Annotated in this window: 13 protein-coding genes; 5 read left to right on the top strand and 8 right to left on the bottom strand. The window is 69.0% G+C overall.

Translation table 11 applies throughout. From position 1 onward, the window contains the following. Positions 1–240 precede the first annotated feature (240 nt). From LzC2_RS10760 to LzC2_RS10750, 3 genes are read left to right on the top strand one after another with little or no spacing between them, the layout of a single operon-like run. Positions 241–1,323 (top strand): phosphatidylserine decarboxylase, encoded by a 1,083-nt coding sequence (locus LzC2_RS10760; protein WP_206678658.1) that lies wholly within the window; start codon positions 241–243, stop codon positions 1,321–1,323. Beyond that, positions 1,323–2,264, top strand: a complete 942-nt coding sequence (locus LzC2_RS10755; protein ID WP_171186722.1) for a CDP-alcohol phosphatidyltransferase family protein — start codon at positions 1,323–1,325, stop codon at positions 2,262–2,264. Before LzC2_RS10760 ends, LzC2_RS10755 begins: the two co-directional genes overlap by 1 nt. Positions 2,265–2,280: 16 nt before the next feature. Continuing rightward, positions 2,281–2,817: a hypothetical protein gene (locus tag LzC2_RS10750; RefSeq protein ID WP_171186720.1), complete on the top strand. Its 537-nt coding sequence runs from the start codon at positions 2,281–2,283 to the stop codon at positions 2,815–2,817. Here LzC2_RS10750 and LzC2_RS10745 read toward each other — a convergent pair. After that, positions 2,802–3,350: a CBS domain-containing protein gene (locus tag LzC2_RS10745; protein ID WP_171186718.1), complete on the bottom strand. Its 549-nt coding sequence runs from the start codon at positions 3,348–3,350 to the stop codon at positions 2,802–2,804. The genes LzC2_RS10750 and LzC2_RS10745 overlap by 16 nt on opposite strands. Positions 3,351–3,465: 115 nt before the next feature. Then, positions 3,466–4,596, bottom strand: coding sequence for a dienelactone hydrolase family protein (locus tag LzC2_RS10740; RefSeq protein ID WP_171186716.1), 1,131 nt, complete (start codon positions 4,594–4,596; stop codon positions 3,466–3,468). Between the two features lie 151 nt (positions 4,597–4,747). Between LzC2_RS10740 and LzC2_RS10735 the strand changes: the two genes are divergently transcribed. After that, positions 4,748–5,590, top strand: a complete 843-nt coding sequence (locus LzC2_RS10735) for a lysophospholipid acyltransferase family protein (RefSeq protein ID WP_171186714.1) — start codon at positions 4,748–4,750, stop codon at positions 5,588–5,590. A gap of 648 nt (positions 5,591–6,238) precedes the next feature. Here LzC2_RS10735 and LzC2_RS10730 read toward each other — a convergent pair. The 6 genes from LzC2_RS10730 to LzC2_RS10705 all read right to left on the bottom strand — a co-directional run bounded on the left by LzC2_RS10730 (position 6,239) and on the right by LzC2_RS10705 (position 11,076). Next, a complete protein-coding gene (locus LzC2_RS10730) occupies positions 6,239–6,922 on the bottom strand; it encodes a hypothetical protein (RefSeq protein WP_171186712.1) in 684 nt (227 codons plus the stop codon). Between the two features lie 109 nt (positions 6,923–7,031). Continuing rightward, entirely contained in the window at positions 7,032–8,696 is a 1,665-nt protein-coding gene (locus LzC2_RS10725) for a glycoside hydrolase family 140 protein (protein ID WP_171186711.1), read from the bottom strand. Between the two features lie 71 nt (positions 8,697–8,767). Continuing rightward, positions 8,768–9,343, bottom strand: a complete 576-nt coding sequence (locus LzC2_RS10720) for a CBS domain-containing protein (protein WP_171186709.1) — start codon at positions 9,341–9,343, stop codon at positions 8,768–8,770. A gap of 205 nt (positions 9,344–9,548) precedes the next feature. Next, positions 9,549–9,911 carry a hypothetical protein gene (locus LzC2_RS10715; RefSeq protein WP_171186707.1) on the bottom strand — a complete coding sequence of 121 codons (363 nt, stop codon included), beginning with the start codon at positions 9,909–9,911 and terminating at the stop codon, positions 9,549–9,551. Further along, positions 9,908–10,531, bottom strand: coding sequence for a hypothetical protein (locus tag LzC2_RS10710; RefSeq protein WP_171186704.1), 624 nt, complete (start codon positions 10,529–10,531; stop codon positions 9,908–9,910). Before LzC2_RS10710 ends, LzC2_RS10715 begins: the two co-directional genes overlap by 4 nt. After that, positions 10,528–11,076 (bottom strand): zinc ribbon domain-containing protein, encoded by a 549-nt coding sequence (locus LzC2_RS10705; protein WP_171186702.1) that lies wholly within the window; start codon positions 11,074–11,076, stop codon positions 10,528–10,530. The genes LzC2_RS10710 and LzC2_RS10705 overlap by 4 nt, the downstream gene beginning before the upstream one ends. 98 nt (positions 11,077–11,174) lie before the next feature. On the opposite strand from LzC2_RS10705, the gene LzC2_RS10700 reads away from it, so the two are divergent. Next, positions 11,175–13,310 carry an acetylxylan esterase family protein gene (locus LzC2_RS10700; protein WP_171186700.1) on the top strand — a complete coding sequence of 712 codons (2,136 nt, stop codon included), beginning with the start codon at positions 11,175–11,177 and terminating at the stop codon, positions 13,308–13,310. Positions 13,311–13,568: the final 258 nt, after the last annotated feature.

Genomic DNA, 13,568 nt, shown 5'->3' with positions numbered 1-13,568 from the left:
TCCCCCGGCTCCCCCCGTCCCACGGCTCCCCCGGTCCCACGGCCGCCCGATCTCACGGCCGCCCGTCCTCGCGTTCGCTCCGACCCGCCGCTCACGTTGCCGCTTCCCGATCCCGTTCCCCAACCGGCCTCCGCGGAGGGTCTGCCCCGGCCAAGCGATTCGCCGTCCCCCGCTCCGGGTTCCAGGGGCGCGGGTTCGACGGACCTGGCTTCGACCGAAGAGTTTCCGGCGGATCGACCGTTGGAGTCTCTCCCGCCGGAGTTCGTCAACATCCAGCCCGGCGGCGGGCGGGTGATGAGCCTGGAACTGGCCTGGGGCAAGGTGCGGCGGGCGTACCTTCGTACGTTCCGCGGCGGCTACGTGAAGCGGATGGAGGCTTGCCGCAAAGGTTCTCACAACCCGGCGCCGCACCCGATCCTCGATCCGCGGGACGCCAAGTTCTACGAGAACCAACCCGACGGCTGGCGCTGGGACGAGAAAGACGACCCGTTCACCTGGCGAAACCGACTCGGCTTCGCCCGCTGGGGGCTCGCGGAGCTGCTGGTCTTCAGCCTGATGTGGTTCGGTCCGCTGGCGCTGTGGGCCTGCGTCTACGCGGGCCGCGAGGGGTTCGACGTCACGGAGTACTGGGACGGCAGCGCCACCTGGGAGAGCATCTGGTTCTGGTTCGGCGTGGTGAGCCTCGTGCCGGGGGCGTTGTGCGTCTGGTTCTTTCGCGACCCGCCGCGGGCGATTCCTGAGGAACCGGGGCTGGTGGTCAGCCCCGCCGACGGCACGATCGCGGAGGTGGCGAAGCTCGACTTCCACCCCTTCGTGGACGGCCCGGCGGTGCGAATCGGCATCTTCCTGAGCATCTTCAACGTCCACATCAACCGCTGGCCGCAGGCGGCGAAGGTGATCGGCATCGACTATCACCCCGGCAAGTATCTCGACGCCCGCGACCCGAACAGCGTCACGGAGAACGAGCAGGCCCATCTCCGGCTGGAAACGACCGATCCGGCCGACGGGCCGCCGCGTCGCATGGTGTTGCACGCCATCGCGGGCGCCGTCGCACGACGGATCGTTTGCGTGTTGAAGCCCGGCGACGAGAAGCCGCGGGGGGCGAAGATCGGGATGATCAAGCTGGGCAGCCGGACCGAATTGCTGATCCCGGACGAGTCCGGGCTGATGATTCGCACGAAGGTCGGCGACAAGGTGCTGGGCGGCAAATCGGTCCTCGCCGCTTATGTGGTCGATGAATCGATGGCGGGCGAAGCGACGATGTCGCTCTCCGCAATGCCGGCGGGTCTGCAGAAGCCGACGCTGGACGGAGACCAGGGCTGATGGACGATCCCCCTCCCCTGGAACCGCCCGAAGACGACGGATCGCGGACGCGAAAAAAGCGGCGTCCGCGCTTGATCGCGGTGCTGCCGACCCTGCTGACGCTGGGCAACGCCGCCTGTGGGTTCGCGGCGATCACCATCGCGTCCAACGTGCAGGCGGTGGGCCTGGGCGAACTGCCCGCGGACGAAGCGGCGGGCGGGCATCTGTTCGTCAGCGCCCTGCTGATCTTCGCCGCGATGGTCTTCGACGCCTTCGACGGCTCCGCGGCCCGCTTGCTCGGTCAGAGCAGCGACCTAGGCGCCCAGTTGGACAGCCTCTGTGACGCGCTGTCGTTCGGCGTGGCGCCGGCGTTTTTGATGCTGCAACTCGTCAATCACACCTTCGACGCGCAGGGCGAACTGTGGTTCGTCTGGCCGGGCCGGGTGCTGTGGGGCGCCGCGGTGCTGTTCGTGCTGTGCACGATCTTGCGGCTGGCCCGCTTCAATGTGGAGACGGACGAGGAAGACGATCACTCCATCTTTCGTGGCCTGCCCAGCCCGGCGGCCGCGGCGGTGGTGGCGAGCGTCCCGCTGGTGATGAACGGTCTGCTGGATCTCGCCGACGGCGAACGCGGCTGGACCGACTGGATCGACGACGTCGCCGCCTGGACCGTCGCCGCGGTGAAGATCGGCCTGCCGGTCGTCACCTTATTGGCGGCGGGGTTGATGGTCTCCGGCGTGCGCTATCCGCACGTGGTGAATCAAACGCTCCGCGGTCGGAAGAGTCCCTGGTTCCTGGTGAAGGTGGTGTTCGCGGTCGTCGCCGCGGCGGTGTTTCGCGACTTCGCGATCCCGCTGATCGCCTTCTGGTTCGCCTTCAGCCACCCGATCCGTGGCCTGTGGAAGAAGGACGAACCGCCAGCCTCCGAACCGGGTCCGGCGGCGGACGATCTCATTCTGTAACCCGCCGCCCCGAGCCATGAGCCGCCGCAAGGAGCGACAGCATCGTCGCGATGCCGCCGTCGGCCGCACTCCGCGACCGGAGAACCCGCCGCACCCCGCGGTGCTGGCGCTCTCCGAGAAGTTCGGCCCGCCGGGGATCGATCTGCGGCAGGCACGAATTATTGATGATTACGGCGAAGACTCCTCTGCAACGCACCCAATTCGCCACCTCTCCCCGTGGGATGTCTCCCGCGAAGACTGCGAGTTTTATCAGAGTTTCGTGTTCATGGGCGGTTGCCCGACGAGCCTTCTCTTCTATCTCTACCCGGTCGCGTTGCTGTACGATCAGAGCGGCCACTTGGAGGCGGTTCACTCGTTTCTATTTGCTCTGAACGCTTATCTGCCGGACCTTCTCACGGAGACGACGACCTCGGATCAAGCGACGCTCGCGGAGGGCCTAATCTGGATGTACGAAGCTCACGGACCAGACCCAGACCTGTTTGCCGGGTTTGAAAATCTCATCCCCCTACTGGGCGAGGAGCGAGCGGCCGCGATCCGTCAGGAGTTCCCCTGACGCGCCCGCAGGCCGGCCCGCTGCGTGAGGAACCGCGGGGCGGCGGGGCCGACGGACTCCGCCGGCGCCGTGGCAGGCGGGGGCGTGAGTTGGACCTGCACGGCGTTGGCGATGCGGCGAATGCCGTTGACCAGGCTGAGGGCGTCGTTTCGCGTTAGTTCGCCGACCAGAATGCCGTCCCGGGTGACGGGCAGTCGCGACGCCTGGCCGCGGCCCAGTCGCACCACCGCGGCTCCGGCGTCGGAGAACTCGTCCACCGGCGTCACCGGCGTCGACAGCGAGGCGAGCAAACGCTCGCCCGGCGCCCGACAGACTTCCTGCCGCAGCAGCGTCGCGTTCGTCACCTCGCCGGCCAGTCGGCCGTCGGGGTCGGTAACCCAAATGCGATCGACCCCCTCCCGCAGCGCCGCGTCGACCGCGTTCCACAGGGAGGCCCCCGCGGAGAGCGTCGGGCCGGGCGGACTCATCACCTCCCGCACGGAGATCCACGGATCGCCGGTCGGCAGGGCGGAGTCGGGAGTCGCTGCGGTCATCGGATCGGGCGGTCGAGGGGGGAATGGGGCCGTGCCCACAGACTCCCCCGCGTTCGACCGCCGCGCCCCGATGCTTCGCGCACGAAGCGGGCAACCCGCTCGTAGGTCGCTCCGATCACTCCGATTCCGAAGACCAAACCGGCGCCCCGCCCCCCTGCCAGAGCAAGTCACGCGTCCACGGCTCCGCGACCGCCTTGAGGTACGGCGGCGCCGCGGCGAGGCCCATGTGACCGGTCCGATGCCATGTCAGCTCTCCCTCCCACGCCGCGGCGAGCCGTTCGATCGCGTGATTGGGGACGAACCGATCGAACCGGCCGGCGTGCAGCATCACCCGGTTCGCTCCGTCCCCATTCGTTTCTGAAGGGTCTGCGGGAACAGGACGGGGGAAGGCGCCGGGTCGGATCGACGCCGCGACCGGGGCGAGCCGCGCGAGATCGTCGCGACTGAGCCGCAGATTGCGGCGGGCCGCCCGGACGATCGCCCCGCCGTCTGTCAGCGCCAACAGTAAGTCCGCCGCCGGGCAGACGCCGCAGACCCACCGCGGCCCGCGGGACGCTTCCCCCTTCCAGATCGAGCCGAGCAGCGCCGCGGTTTGCAGCACGGTCCAGCCGCCGAAGCTGATGCCCGCCAGCCCCACGCCGCCCGGGTACTCGCCGCCGTCGGCCAGTCCACGGAACGTCGTCGCCGTGTCCCGCACCGCCTGCCGCAACACGCTGAGCATATGCGGCAGATCGCCGCCGAGGATCAGTTGGCCGGGGCGGAACCCCTCCGGCGTGCGGCGGTGGTTGAACGGCAGATCGATCGTCGCCACGTCGATCCCCGCCGGGCAGCAGGTCCGGGCGAACGCCCGAATGTTGCCGAAGCTCGCTTGCATCACCCCGTCCACGACCAGCACGACGCGCCGCGGACGGTCGCCCCGCTCCGCCCGCCAGAGGCGACCGCGGACGCTGTCGTTCACCTCGAACTCCGTCGCCTCGGAGGAGGGAAACGCGAAGTCGCGGACCTCCGCACAGCCCGCGACGCGGTCCGCTTCCGCGGCCGCTAACGGGTCGGAGCAGGCCCGCAGATGGACCGTTCCCGGGAGCGGTCCGAACAGCCTCGCCGGGTCGCCGGAGAGCAATTCGTTCACGTCCACGCCGGACGCCGGCCCGAGCCGGGGCGGCAAGCCGCGATGCCGCATCACGCCGTACAACAGCCCCAGCCCGGCGAACTCGTCGGACAGATGCGAGGCGAGGCGGCGGAACACCCGCGCGATCATCCGCGAACCCGGCTCGATCCCCAAGCCGGCGGCTCGATCGTCTGCTTCGTGATGAGCACGTATGGAGCGCATCTCCGTCCGACGCTAAAACCCATTTGCCGATCGTCGGCGCTCATCGTTCGCGTACCCCCGCCCCGCCGTGCCAGAGTTCTCCCCCGCCGCCCTCGTCGCCGGGGCGGCGCTGCTGGCGATCGCGATCGTCGCGGCGATTCTCTGGCAGCGCTCAGGGCGTTGTCCGCACGGGCGACTCGTCTGGCTACTGTACGTCTTGGCGATCCCCCTCACCGGCGGGCTGTGGCGAGCCACGCGGAACGAACCCTGCCCCTTCCCCCGCGGCCCCTCGCGCCCCGGCAAAGGCGATGAGCCCTCGCCGACCGCGGCTCTGATCGTCGCGAACCACCGCAGCCCGGGGGACCCGATGCTGCTATGGAGCCGCCACGCCGACGCCCCGGAGCAGATCCGCCCGATCGCCTTCCTGATGGCGCGAGAGCTCTACGACGTGCCGAAATTGAAGTGGTTCTACGACGCCCTCGACACGATCCCCGTCGCCCGCAGCGGTCGCGATATGAAGGCGGTGAAGGTCGCGTTGAAGCGGCTGAAGGACGGCGGATTGGTTGGTCTGTTCCCCGAGGGCGGCATTAATCACAACCCGGATCGGCTCCGTCCGGCGACGCCCGGCGCCGCGTTCCTCGCCCTCGCCACGGACGCCCCCGTGTACCCCGTGGGCCTGCGAAACGCCCCCCGCGGCAAAAATATTTATACGAGTCTCTTGAAGCCGACCCGGGCCGAGATCCATTACGGAGAGCCGGTCGATCTGTCCGATCTGCGGGGTCAGAGGAAGACCCCGGAGGTGCTGGCCGAGGCGACCGAGCGCATCATGCGCCGCGTCGCCGAACTGTCCGACTTTGAATACGGCGGGTTGGAGGGCGAGGGCGACGACGAACCGACCCCGGTCGTCCCCGCCCCGGCCGAGGCCGCCTGAGCGTCAGCCCGCCGTCGTTCCTGCTCCACCCGGCCCCCCGTCAGCCCGATCCGGCCGCGGGCGTCCCGCACCGTGACGGGAATTGGGCAACGGCTTCGGAGTTCTCGCAGGTTCACCGTTGAGGGCACGCCGACGTGTCGCGCGCGGCGGCGCCCCTTCGGCGTCTGCCATTCGACGCGTAGCCGCACGCGATCCGGGGCGAAGACGGTGAGCCGAAGGACGGTCACCTCCGGCCACTTCACGACTGTGAAAGATTGCCCGATTCCAAAACCCACCCACTTGGGACCGATCGCGGCGCGGCCCGCGAAATACCGCATCAGCCAGTTCTGCGCGAGCAAATTGAAGCAGAGCGCGCCCGGCAGCGCGATCGCCTGCCACCAAAACAGCGGAGGAAGCACGAGGTTCGGCCACACGGCCCACAGAACGCTCATCCCGACGACGACGATCGCCGCGTAAAGGGCCACTATCCGTCCCCAGACCGTCAGCCTCAAAATCTGAGCAGTCGCCCGGCGCAGCCGCGTGATTTCGCTCCAACGGGGCGTGGACCACCGCAGCGGCTTCGCGGGTCGGTCGGCGCCTCTTCTGAACCATCGCATCCCGTCGCCAACGCCGGGGCGACGCGAGCGGTTCAAACCATGCGAACCCGGATCACGGCGCTCGGAGCATTTCGATCAGGTTTCGCACCGGCACCTCGCGGTCGGTGACGCGGACGCTGATCCGGCGGATCGCTCCGGCCTGATCGACGCTGAAGCGGAGTTCGCTGTCGCCCTCGGTCAGATCGCTCATCAGGAGCGTCACTTCGCCGGCCTCGTCGTTGTCGAACAGGTCGCTGTCCCAGACCCGCACGGTCAGCATGCCGTCGGAGATATCCTTCAGGCCGCCGCCCTCCTCCGGCAGCGCCGGGGTCCGAACCACGGCGCCGTTGTTGAGGGCCTGACCGAGATCCACGTTTCCGCCGTTTTGGACGGAGTCCCAGACGTCCACGTTCACCGCCTCCCAGCGGCCGATCAAGGTGTCCTCTTTGACGTCGGAACTGAAGATCACGTTGCCCCGCCAACTGAGGTCGTACGCCAGATCGGGGCCGTCGTCGAAGCCGCGTTCCCACGTCTTGTCGCCGGGGCCTTTGGGGGCGACCTCGATCGCTCGGATCAGCACGACGTAATCGTGATCCGGCTTCAGGGGGGCGCGATCCGGCGGGGCGAACGGATCGGGAACGCCGGCCCGCTGGGCCGCGGGGACCGGGGGCGGGAGATACGTCACCCCGACCCAGGCGGCGCCGGCCACCAAACCGACCGTACACAGACCGACGATCCACGGCAGAACGGTTTTCATCGGCGACAATCCACAAGCGGAGGCGGGTGAAGCAGTGTACGGCGACCGGCCGTCCGCCAAGCGATTCGGTCTGTCGCCGACCGGGAATACGCCCCTCATCCTCCGCGGTTCAGTCCACCCGCCGCTCGATGACCCAATCGTGACCGGGCGGCGTTTGCAGCACGCCGAGTTCGTCCATCGCCATCGGGGCCTCCTCGCCGGTGCGGGGGTTGAACAATCGCCAATCGTTCCCCCCCGCGATGCCCGCCTTCGTGAGAATCACCGTCCCGCCGACCGGCGTGTAGATCACGGTCCATCGGCCGTCCGGCGTCCGTGCCGCGACGACGAACGCGGCGGGGTCGTCGCTCTGGTTCGCGATCAGATCCTGGGCGGGTCGCAGATTCTGCCAGTTCCATGGAGCGAAAAACGCCTTCAACTGGGTCATCCCCCCGGTGCCGTCGGTCTTGAAGCCATTGGTGCTCGCCCAGCCCTTCGGGATGCCGGTGGTGAGCAGCTTGCCGTGACCGTCCACGGGGCCGGGGGCATCGTTCCACGGCCAGATCGCCTCGTTGCCGAAAGAAACGCCCGCCGTCGGTTTATTGAGCACGCTCCACCAAGCCGCCCGCCGAACGTGGAAGGCGTCGTGCGGCGTGCCGGTCTTGTAGGCGGGATGCCCCTCGTAGTTCGGTTCGAGGTTCAGAACGGGGATCGAATGCGTTTTCCACCAGGTCGCGGGCGGCCCCTTGGTAAGCCACTTCAGGTCGTCGTCGCTTTCGCCGTGGCCGCTTTGATAGCCGACGAAGTCGAACCATTCCTCACCGACGAAGCGATCCGCGACCCAGGTCCGACCGGCCATGTGCAGCGTGACGGGGCCGCGGTCGAAGCCGCTGCCGTCTGACTCGCCGGGCGGGAACACGGCCCGGCCGATCCGCTTCCAACGGTCCACGTCCTGATACTTCCCGTCCCCGCCCAGCAGCCAGACGCAGCCGTACGCCCCCCACCGGGCCTTCAAATAGCGGGCGACGAGAACCGCATCCGCTTCGCTCCAAGCGTTCCCCGGGTCGTCCGGCCCGACGGCCCACAACAACACCGGCGCCGGGATGAGGCCGTGCGCGGTGACGGCGGCGACCTTCCCGTCCATCGCCCGCAGCATGTCCGGGTCGACGCCGACCACCCGACCGTCGGCGACGACGATCGGTTTGTTCGGCAGCGTGGCGTTCGCCCCGCGCCACTGCGTGCCAACGAACTGAATCGCGGTGAATCCTTGTCCGCGACGCCGCCGGAGATATTCGTCCCAAACTTTCGGCTTCGCTTTCAGCACGCCGTTCCAAGCGGTGTCCGCCAGCCAGAACAGCGGCCAGCGGGATCCGACCGCGTTTCCGCTGGTGAGGTACCGGGACGCTCCGTCGCCGTCAGGTTCCGCGACTCGCGGCCAGCGATGTCCGTCCGCGGAGTGCACGCAGCGGAACTGACCGGTTCCGCTCACCATACCCGCATCGGCCTCGCCGACGACCTCCCAAGTCCACTCACCCACATACGGCGGGGAGAACCTCGCTTTCCAAGTGCGGCCTCCGTCCCAGAACGCGTCCACCGTCGCCGACTTGCCCACCTGCTCCCGGTCGAGCGTCCCGAGCGGCTCGGCGAACGTGAACCGCACCCGCGGGGCGACGTCGCGCAGCGGGTCCGCGTGATCGACCGCGGCGGTTAGTGTGATCTCGCAGACCGTCCCCCGCCCCACCTCCGTGGGGGGAGCGGCGGCCAGACCGACGACCAGTAAAAGCGGGGCGAATAGCATCGACGGGATCCGAATCGGGCGAACCCGCGTCAGCCTATCGCTCCGATTCTCCCTGTTACACCGGCGCCCCGTCAGACCGGCAACGCGTCGTCGGCGGAGCGGACGCCGGAGAGATACAGCGGGTGCGGCTTCTCCCGCTCGGGTTTGAACGTGCCGAGATCGTAGGCCGCTCGCAGCACGTCCCGGCGGCTCACCTGGCCGACCACCTCGCCGACGTCGCTGTTCGCGTTGTACCGCAGAACCGGCAGCCGGCGGAAACGGCCCTCGTTGAACAGGTGGACCATCGTCAGCAGGTCGGTGTCCTCCTCGACGGTATGGGCGTTCGCGTCCGCGTATTGGCCGACCGTACCGCAGCAGGGGGTTTGCTCCGCGGCGGCGTCCAACAGCGCTCGCATGCAGATCTTCTCGCTGAACACCCCCAGAAACGACCGCCCCGGGCCGACCACCGGGGCGCCGGAGATGCGGTGCTTCAGCAGCGTGCCGATCGCCTGCTGGATGGGCGTGTCCGGGGAGAGCGTGATCAACTTCCTAGTCATCACGTCATCGGCACGCAGTCCACGAGCGGCGGCCTGACCGGTCGAACCGGCCCGGGGCGCCCGGGACCGGGCGGTGCGGGCGAAGCGGGCGGCGGTGTCGGGGAAGGACATGGAAGGCCTCCTCCCGCCGGTCGGCGGGGACGGGAATCGTGGGCCGACGACGCCACGAACCGCGGCGCGGCCGGATGAGCGAAACGCTCGTCGGGCGGAACCGCCCGTGGAAACCCTCGCAGGCGCTGCCGGCCGAACCGAACAGCCGCCTCCGATGGGTTCCGCTCACGCTAGCGTGCGGCCACCGCCCGCGGAAGGGGTCGGCTCAGAGGGTCCGTTCGTGAGAAACGCCGGCCTCGCCCCCGAGTTCGGCCCTTCGGCGGCGGTAAGCCGCGTGGGCCGCGTGAAATCGAACCGTCTTCCACAGCAACCAAAGTCCCCCGCAGAAGGCGACGGCGGCGACGAACCACGGCAGCGGGCGAGCGTTCGGCTCCTCTCTCAAGACCCACGACAGAACCGCGGCGGCCGCGAACCCCGTGCCGGTCATAAACAGGACGCGAACGTACGTCGGTTCGTACCGAATGCCCGGCGCCTTTCCAGGCAACGAGAGCCGATGCCGCTCCCGCGCCCACACACGCTCCAGTTCCTCGATGGAGGAAGCATCGTCAAACGGGCGAGCGGCGCTCATGCGTCGTCCTCCGCTTTGGTCTCGGTCGAACGAAGCAGCTCTGCGCGGCGGCGACGGTAGTCTTGCTCTGCAGCGACGTAGAGCCGTTCCCGACGCTCCGCGAAAAGGAGGAGCCAGCACGCTCGAAAGATCGGGAGCACGATCAGCAGCCCGGCATAGAGCGGAGCCGCCTCGCCCCCCAGCCCATCGACGATCCCGACCGCGATCAACCAGCCGACCGCGGCGATCGGACCGGCGATGATCCAGAACAACGATTCATTGGCAGCCGCTTCTTTCGTCGGCGGCACGATGGTCCCCCGACGGGTCCAATACCCAAGCCAGCGACGTTTCAGCGACCATTCTTGTTCAAGATCTGCCAATGGGTCAGTAGTCCGCTCCCACTGCGGGCGACGAGCGAGGGCATCGAGCTTCGTTTCGATTCGACGGGTCGCCTCGGCGACCTCGCCCAAGGTCTCGGTCCAGGCGGCGGAGTCGGTGCGGTGCACGCTCAACCGCGAATCGCAGTGGGTGCAGGTGACGAACCGCGCCCGCGGACCCACCGTCAGCGGGGCGCCGCAGCGGTCGCAGGAAAGGGATCGCACCGCTGGGCCGGCGTCGGTCGTCGGCTTTGCCTCATTCATGCGTCGTCCTCCGCGGCCTGGGTCGGACGAAGCAACTCGGCCCGGCGGCGTCGGTAGCGGCGTTCCTCCCGCCGCCAACGGTCCGCTTTACTGAGGATGCTGAAGGCCGCGAACAGCCCGATTCCCGCGAATACGATCGGGAAGCCGATTTTGATGATCGCTGGGAACCCCGCCCCGGCGGACACGATCAACGCAAACGCCGCCCCGAAGAGGCCGACCGCCCCGCTGATCACGCCGCCCACCACGCTCGGTTCGCTCGTGTGACCGTGCTTGCCCTGCACCATCAGCGATTCGCGGGTCCGATCCCATTCGCGATCGAGGTCCGCCAGTTCGGTCCGGCGGTCGAGTCGATCGACTTTTGCTTCGATCCGATCGGCCCGCTCCGTCAGCTCGCCGGCCAGTTCTGTCCACGCGGCGCTGTCCGAGCGCACCACCCGCAGCGACGCGCCGCAATGCGCGCAGGTGACGAACGCCGCTCCGCGGCCGACCTTCAGCGGGGCGCCGCAGTGCTGGCAGAGCAACGATTCGACGGCGACTTCGGGCACGGGGGACGATCCGGGCGGAACTGCATCGGGGAGCGGGGCCGTTCAGAATAACGAGCGTTCGACTTTGTCGGTTCATCCCCCGCTCGAAAGGCCGTGCCGTGCCCGCTCGCCACTCCCGCCGCGTCTTTCACCGCACCGCCGTCGGCACGACCGCTGGGGCGCTGCTCGCCTCCGTTCGTCCTGCCCATGCCGCGGCGGCCGATGCGCTGGGCCCGGCTTATCCGCGGATGCAGCAGCAGTATTACGAGGCGAAGCTCGCGGCCCACGCCGCACGGATCAAAGAGGAACTGGACGCGATCGACTCCCCCGAGGCCGCCGCGGAGCACGCCGTCGACGTGCGGGCGCGGCTCGCGGAGTGTTTCGGACCGAAGCCCGAACGCACCCCGCTCAAGGCCCAGACGACCGGGACGCTCGAACGAGACGGCTACCGCATCGAGATGATCACCTATGAGAGCCGCCCCGGGCTGCTGGTCACGGCGAACCTGTATCTCCCGGAGGGAGACGGCCCGCATCCCGGCGTGCTGGGGGTCTGCGGACACTCGACCACCGGCAAGGCGGAGGGCAAGTATCAGGCGTTCGGCGTTGAGTTGGCGAAGGCCGGGTTCGCCACGCTGATCATCGACCCGATCGGTCAGGGCGAACGCTTCCAGTGGCCCAAGGGCGAGCCGGCCACCGGCCACGGCGGCAGTCACTTCGGCGGGACCGTGGGGGAGCACAACCAGCTCGATCGCCTGATGCGGCCGCTCGGCGAGTGGTTCGGGTCCTGGCGGGCGTGGGACGGCGTCCGGGGCATCGACCTGTTGGCGGAGCGGGAGGACGTGTCGATCGCCCCGTTCCTCGGCGTCACCGGCAATAGCGGCGGCGGCACGCTGACCTGCCTCGTGACGGCATGGGACGACCGCGTCACCGCCTCCGCCCCCAGTTGCTATGTCACCACCCTCGCCCGCAACCTCCGCAACGAACTGCCCGCCGACGCCGAGCAGTGCCCGCCCGGCATGCTGGCGCTGGGGATGGACCATCACAGCATGCTCGTCCCCGCCCTGCTGGGCGAGGGGCGGGTCGCCGGTCAGGAACGCCTCGGCACGGCCTGCGTGCTGGCGAAGCGGGCGGACTTTTTCGACGTCCGCGGCGCCCGGGAGGCGTACGGACGCCTCGCAAAGCTCGCCGCGGCCGCCGGGGCGCCGGACCACGCGAGCCTCACCGTCGCCCCGGGTCTACACGGATTCGACCCGCCGCTGCGGCGGGCGATGGTCGAGGCGTTCTGCCGCGCCGCCGGGCGCCCGGCTCCCTCGCCCTTCACCTTCGAATCGCCGGAGCCGCCCGAGGCGCTGTTCGCGACGCCGGAGGGATCGGTGTTGAAGGCCGGGTCGACGCCGGTCTGGAAGATGGTGCGGAACCACATCCCGAAGCAAGACGCGGAGGCGCCGGACGCCGCCCTGATTCGCGAGGCGCTCGGTTTGAAGGAGACCCCGACCGCCGCCCCGCCGTTCGATATTCCCGCGTGGCGCCGGTCGACGGGATTGCCGACCCGGTCCGCCGCCCGCTTCGCCCTGCGGCCGGAGCCGCGGATCACCGTGCCGGTGCTGCGATTGCAGGACGACCGGATGGACGGCCCGCCCCCGCAGGCCGATACCTCGGCCGTGTTGCTGGTCGCCCATCGGGGGGCCGACGCGGCGTTCGGTCAGCCGACCGAAGAGAATGATTCGAAGAACAGCGAATTCGCCCGCGGCCTGCCGGAGCGATTCGCCGACGCCCAGATCTACGGCTGCGACGTCCGCGGCACCGGAGCGAGCGAACCGGGCACCGTCGGCCCGCGCGAGGCGTTGAACCCCTATGGATCCAGCTATATGTATTCCGCCTACGCCCGCATGTGGAACGAACCGATCCTCGGCGGACGCGTGAAGGACGTGTTGGCCGCGTGGGCCTTCGTCGCCAAATACCACGACGGCGAGTTACACCTGTGCGGCGACCGCTGGGGCGCGATCCCCGCGGCGCTGGCCGCGGCGTTGCTCTTGGAAGAGGGACGCAAGCCGACCTCCGTCACCCTCTCCGGCCTTCCCCCGTCATGGCGGGCGCTGGTGGAGGACGAACACGCCGACTGGCCTTATAGCCTGTTGCCAAACGGCGTACTGCGTAAGTTCGACCTGCCGGACGTATTGAGCCGTCTGCGTGAGGAATTGGGCGACGGGCTGACGGTCGAGAATCCCAGCGGCACGACGGGTATGAACGCCTAGCCCGAGCGGCAGCGCGACGCCGTCGTCGGGCCGCCCGAAACGCCCCGGCGGTCGGCGCCGCTGCGCGATCGGTGCGCGTGCGATCAGCCTGCGGGGGAAGCGTTCACGCAATCTTCGCCCGGTCCCTCACGAGGACTTGGCAGAGCGTCGGAGACTGGGAAGCGTGACGAATTTCGGCCCCGGGATCGGTCCGTCAGCCCGCTGACGAACGCCGGATCTGCGGGCGAGTTTCGGCTCGATCTCCTTCCCTCACTCTTC

Origin of the sequence: Alienimonas chondri, assembly GCF_013036045.1 — a bacterium.
Lineage (GTDB): Bacteria > Planctomycetota > Planctomycetia > Planctomycetales > Planctomycetaceae > Alienimonas > Alienimonas chondri.
Note: the sequence above shows the minus strand (reverse complement) of the source record. Positions and strands in the feature narration are given on the sequence as shown.

What these genes read in the sequence shown, in the direction of transcription:
- LzC2_RS10755 (WP_171186722.1), top strand. Translation starts at nt 1,323, where the DNA reads ATGGACGATCCCCCTCCCCTGGAACCGCCCGAAGACGACGGATCGCGG.
- LzC2_RS10750 (WP_171186720.1), top strand. Translation starts at nt 2,281, where the DNA reads ATGAGCCGCCGCAAGGAGCGACAGCATCGTCGCGATGCCGCCGTCGGC.
- LzC2_RS10745 (WP_171186718.1), bottom strand. Translation starts at nt 3,350, where the DNA reads ATGACCGCAGCGACTCCCGACTCCGCCCTGCCGACCGGCGATCCGTGG.
- LzC2_RS10730 (WP_171186712.1), bottom strand. Translation starts at nt 6,922, where the DNA reads ATGAAAACCGTTCTGCCGTGGATCGTCGGTCTGTGTACGGTCGGTTTG.
- LzC2_RS10725 (WP_171186711.1), bottom strand. Translation starts at nt 8,696, where the DNA reads ATGCTATTCGCCCCGCTTTTACTGGTCGTCGGTCTGGCCGCCGCTCCC.
- LzC2_RS10720 (WP_171186709.1), bottom strand. Translation starts at nt 9,343, where the DNA reads ATGTCCTTCCCCGACACCGCCGCCCGCTTCGCCCGCACCGCCCGGTCC.
- LzC2_RS10715 (WP_171186707.1), bottom strand. Translation starts at nt 9,911, where the DNA reads ATGAGCGCCGCTCGCCCGTTTGACGATGCTTCCTCCATCGAGGAACTG.
- LzC2_RS10710 (WP_171186704.1), bottom strand. Translation starts at nt 10,531, where the DNA reads ATGAATGAGGCAAAGCCGACGACCGACGCCGGCCCAGCGGTGCGATCC.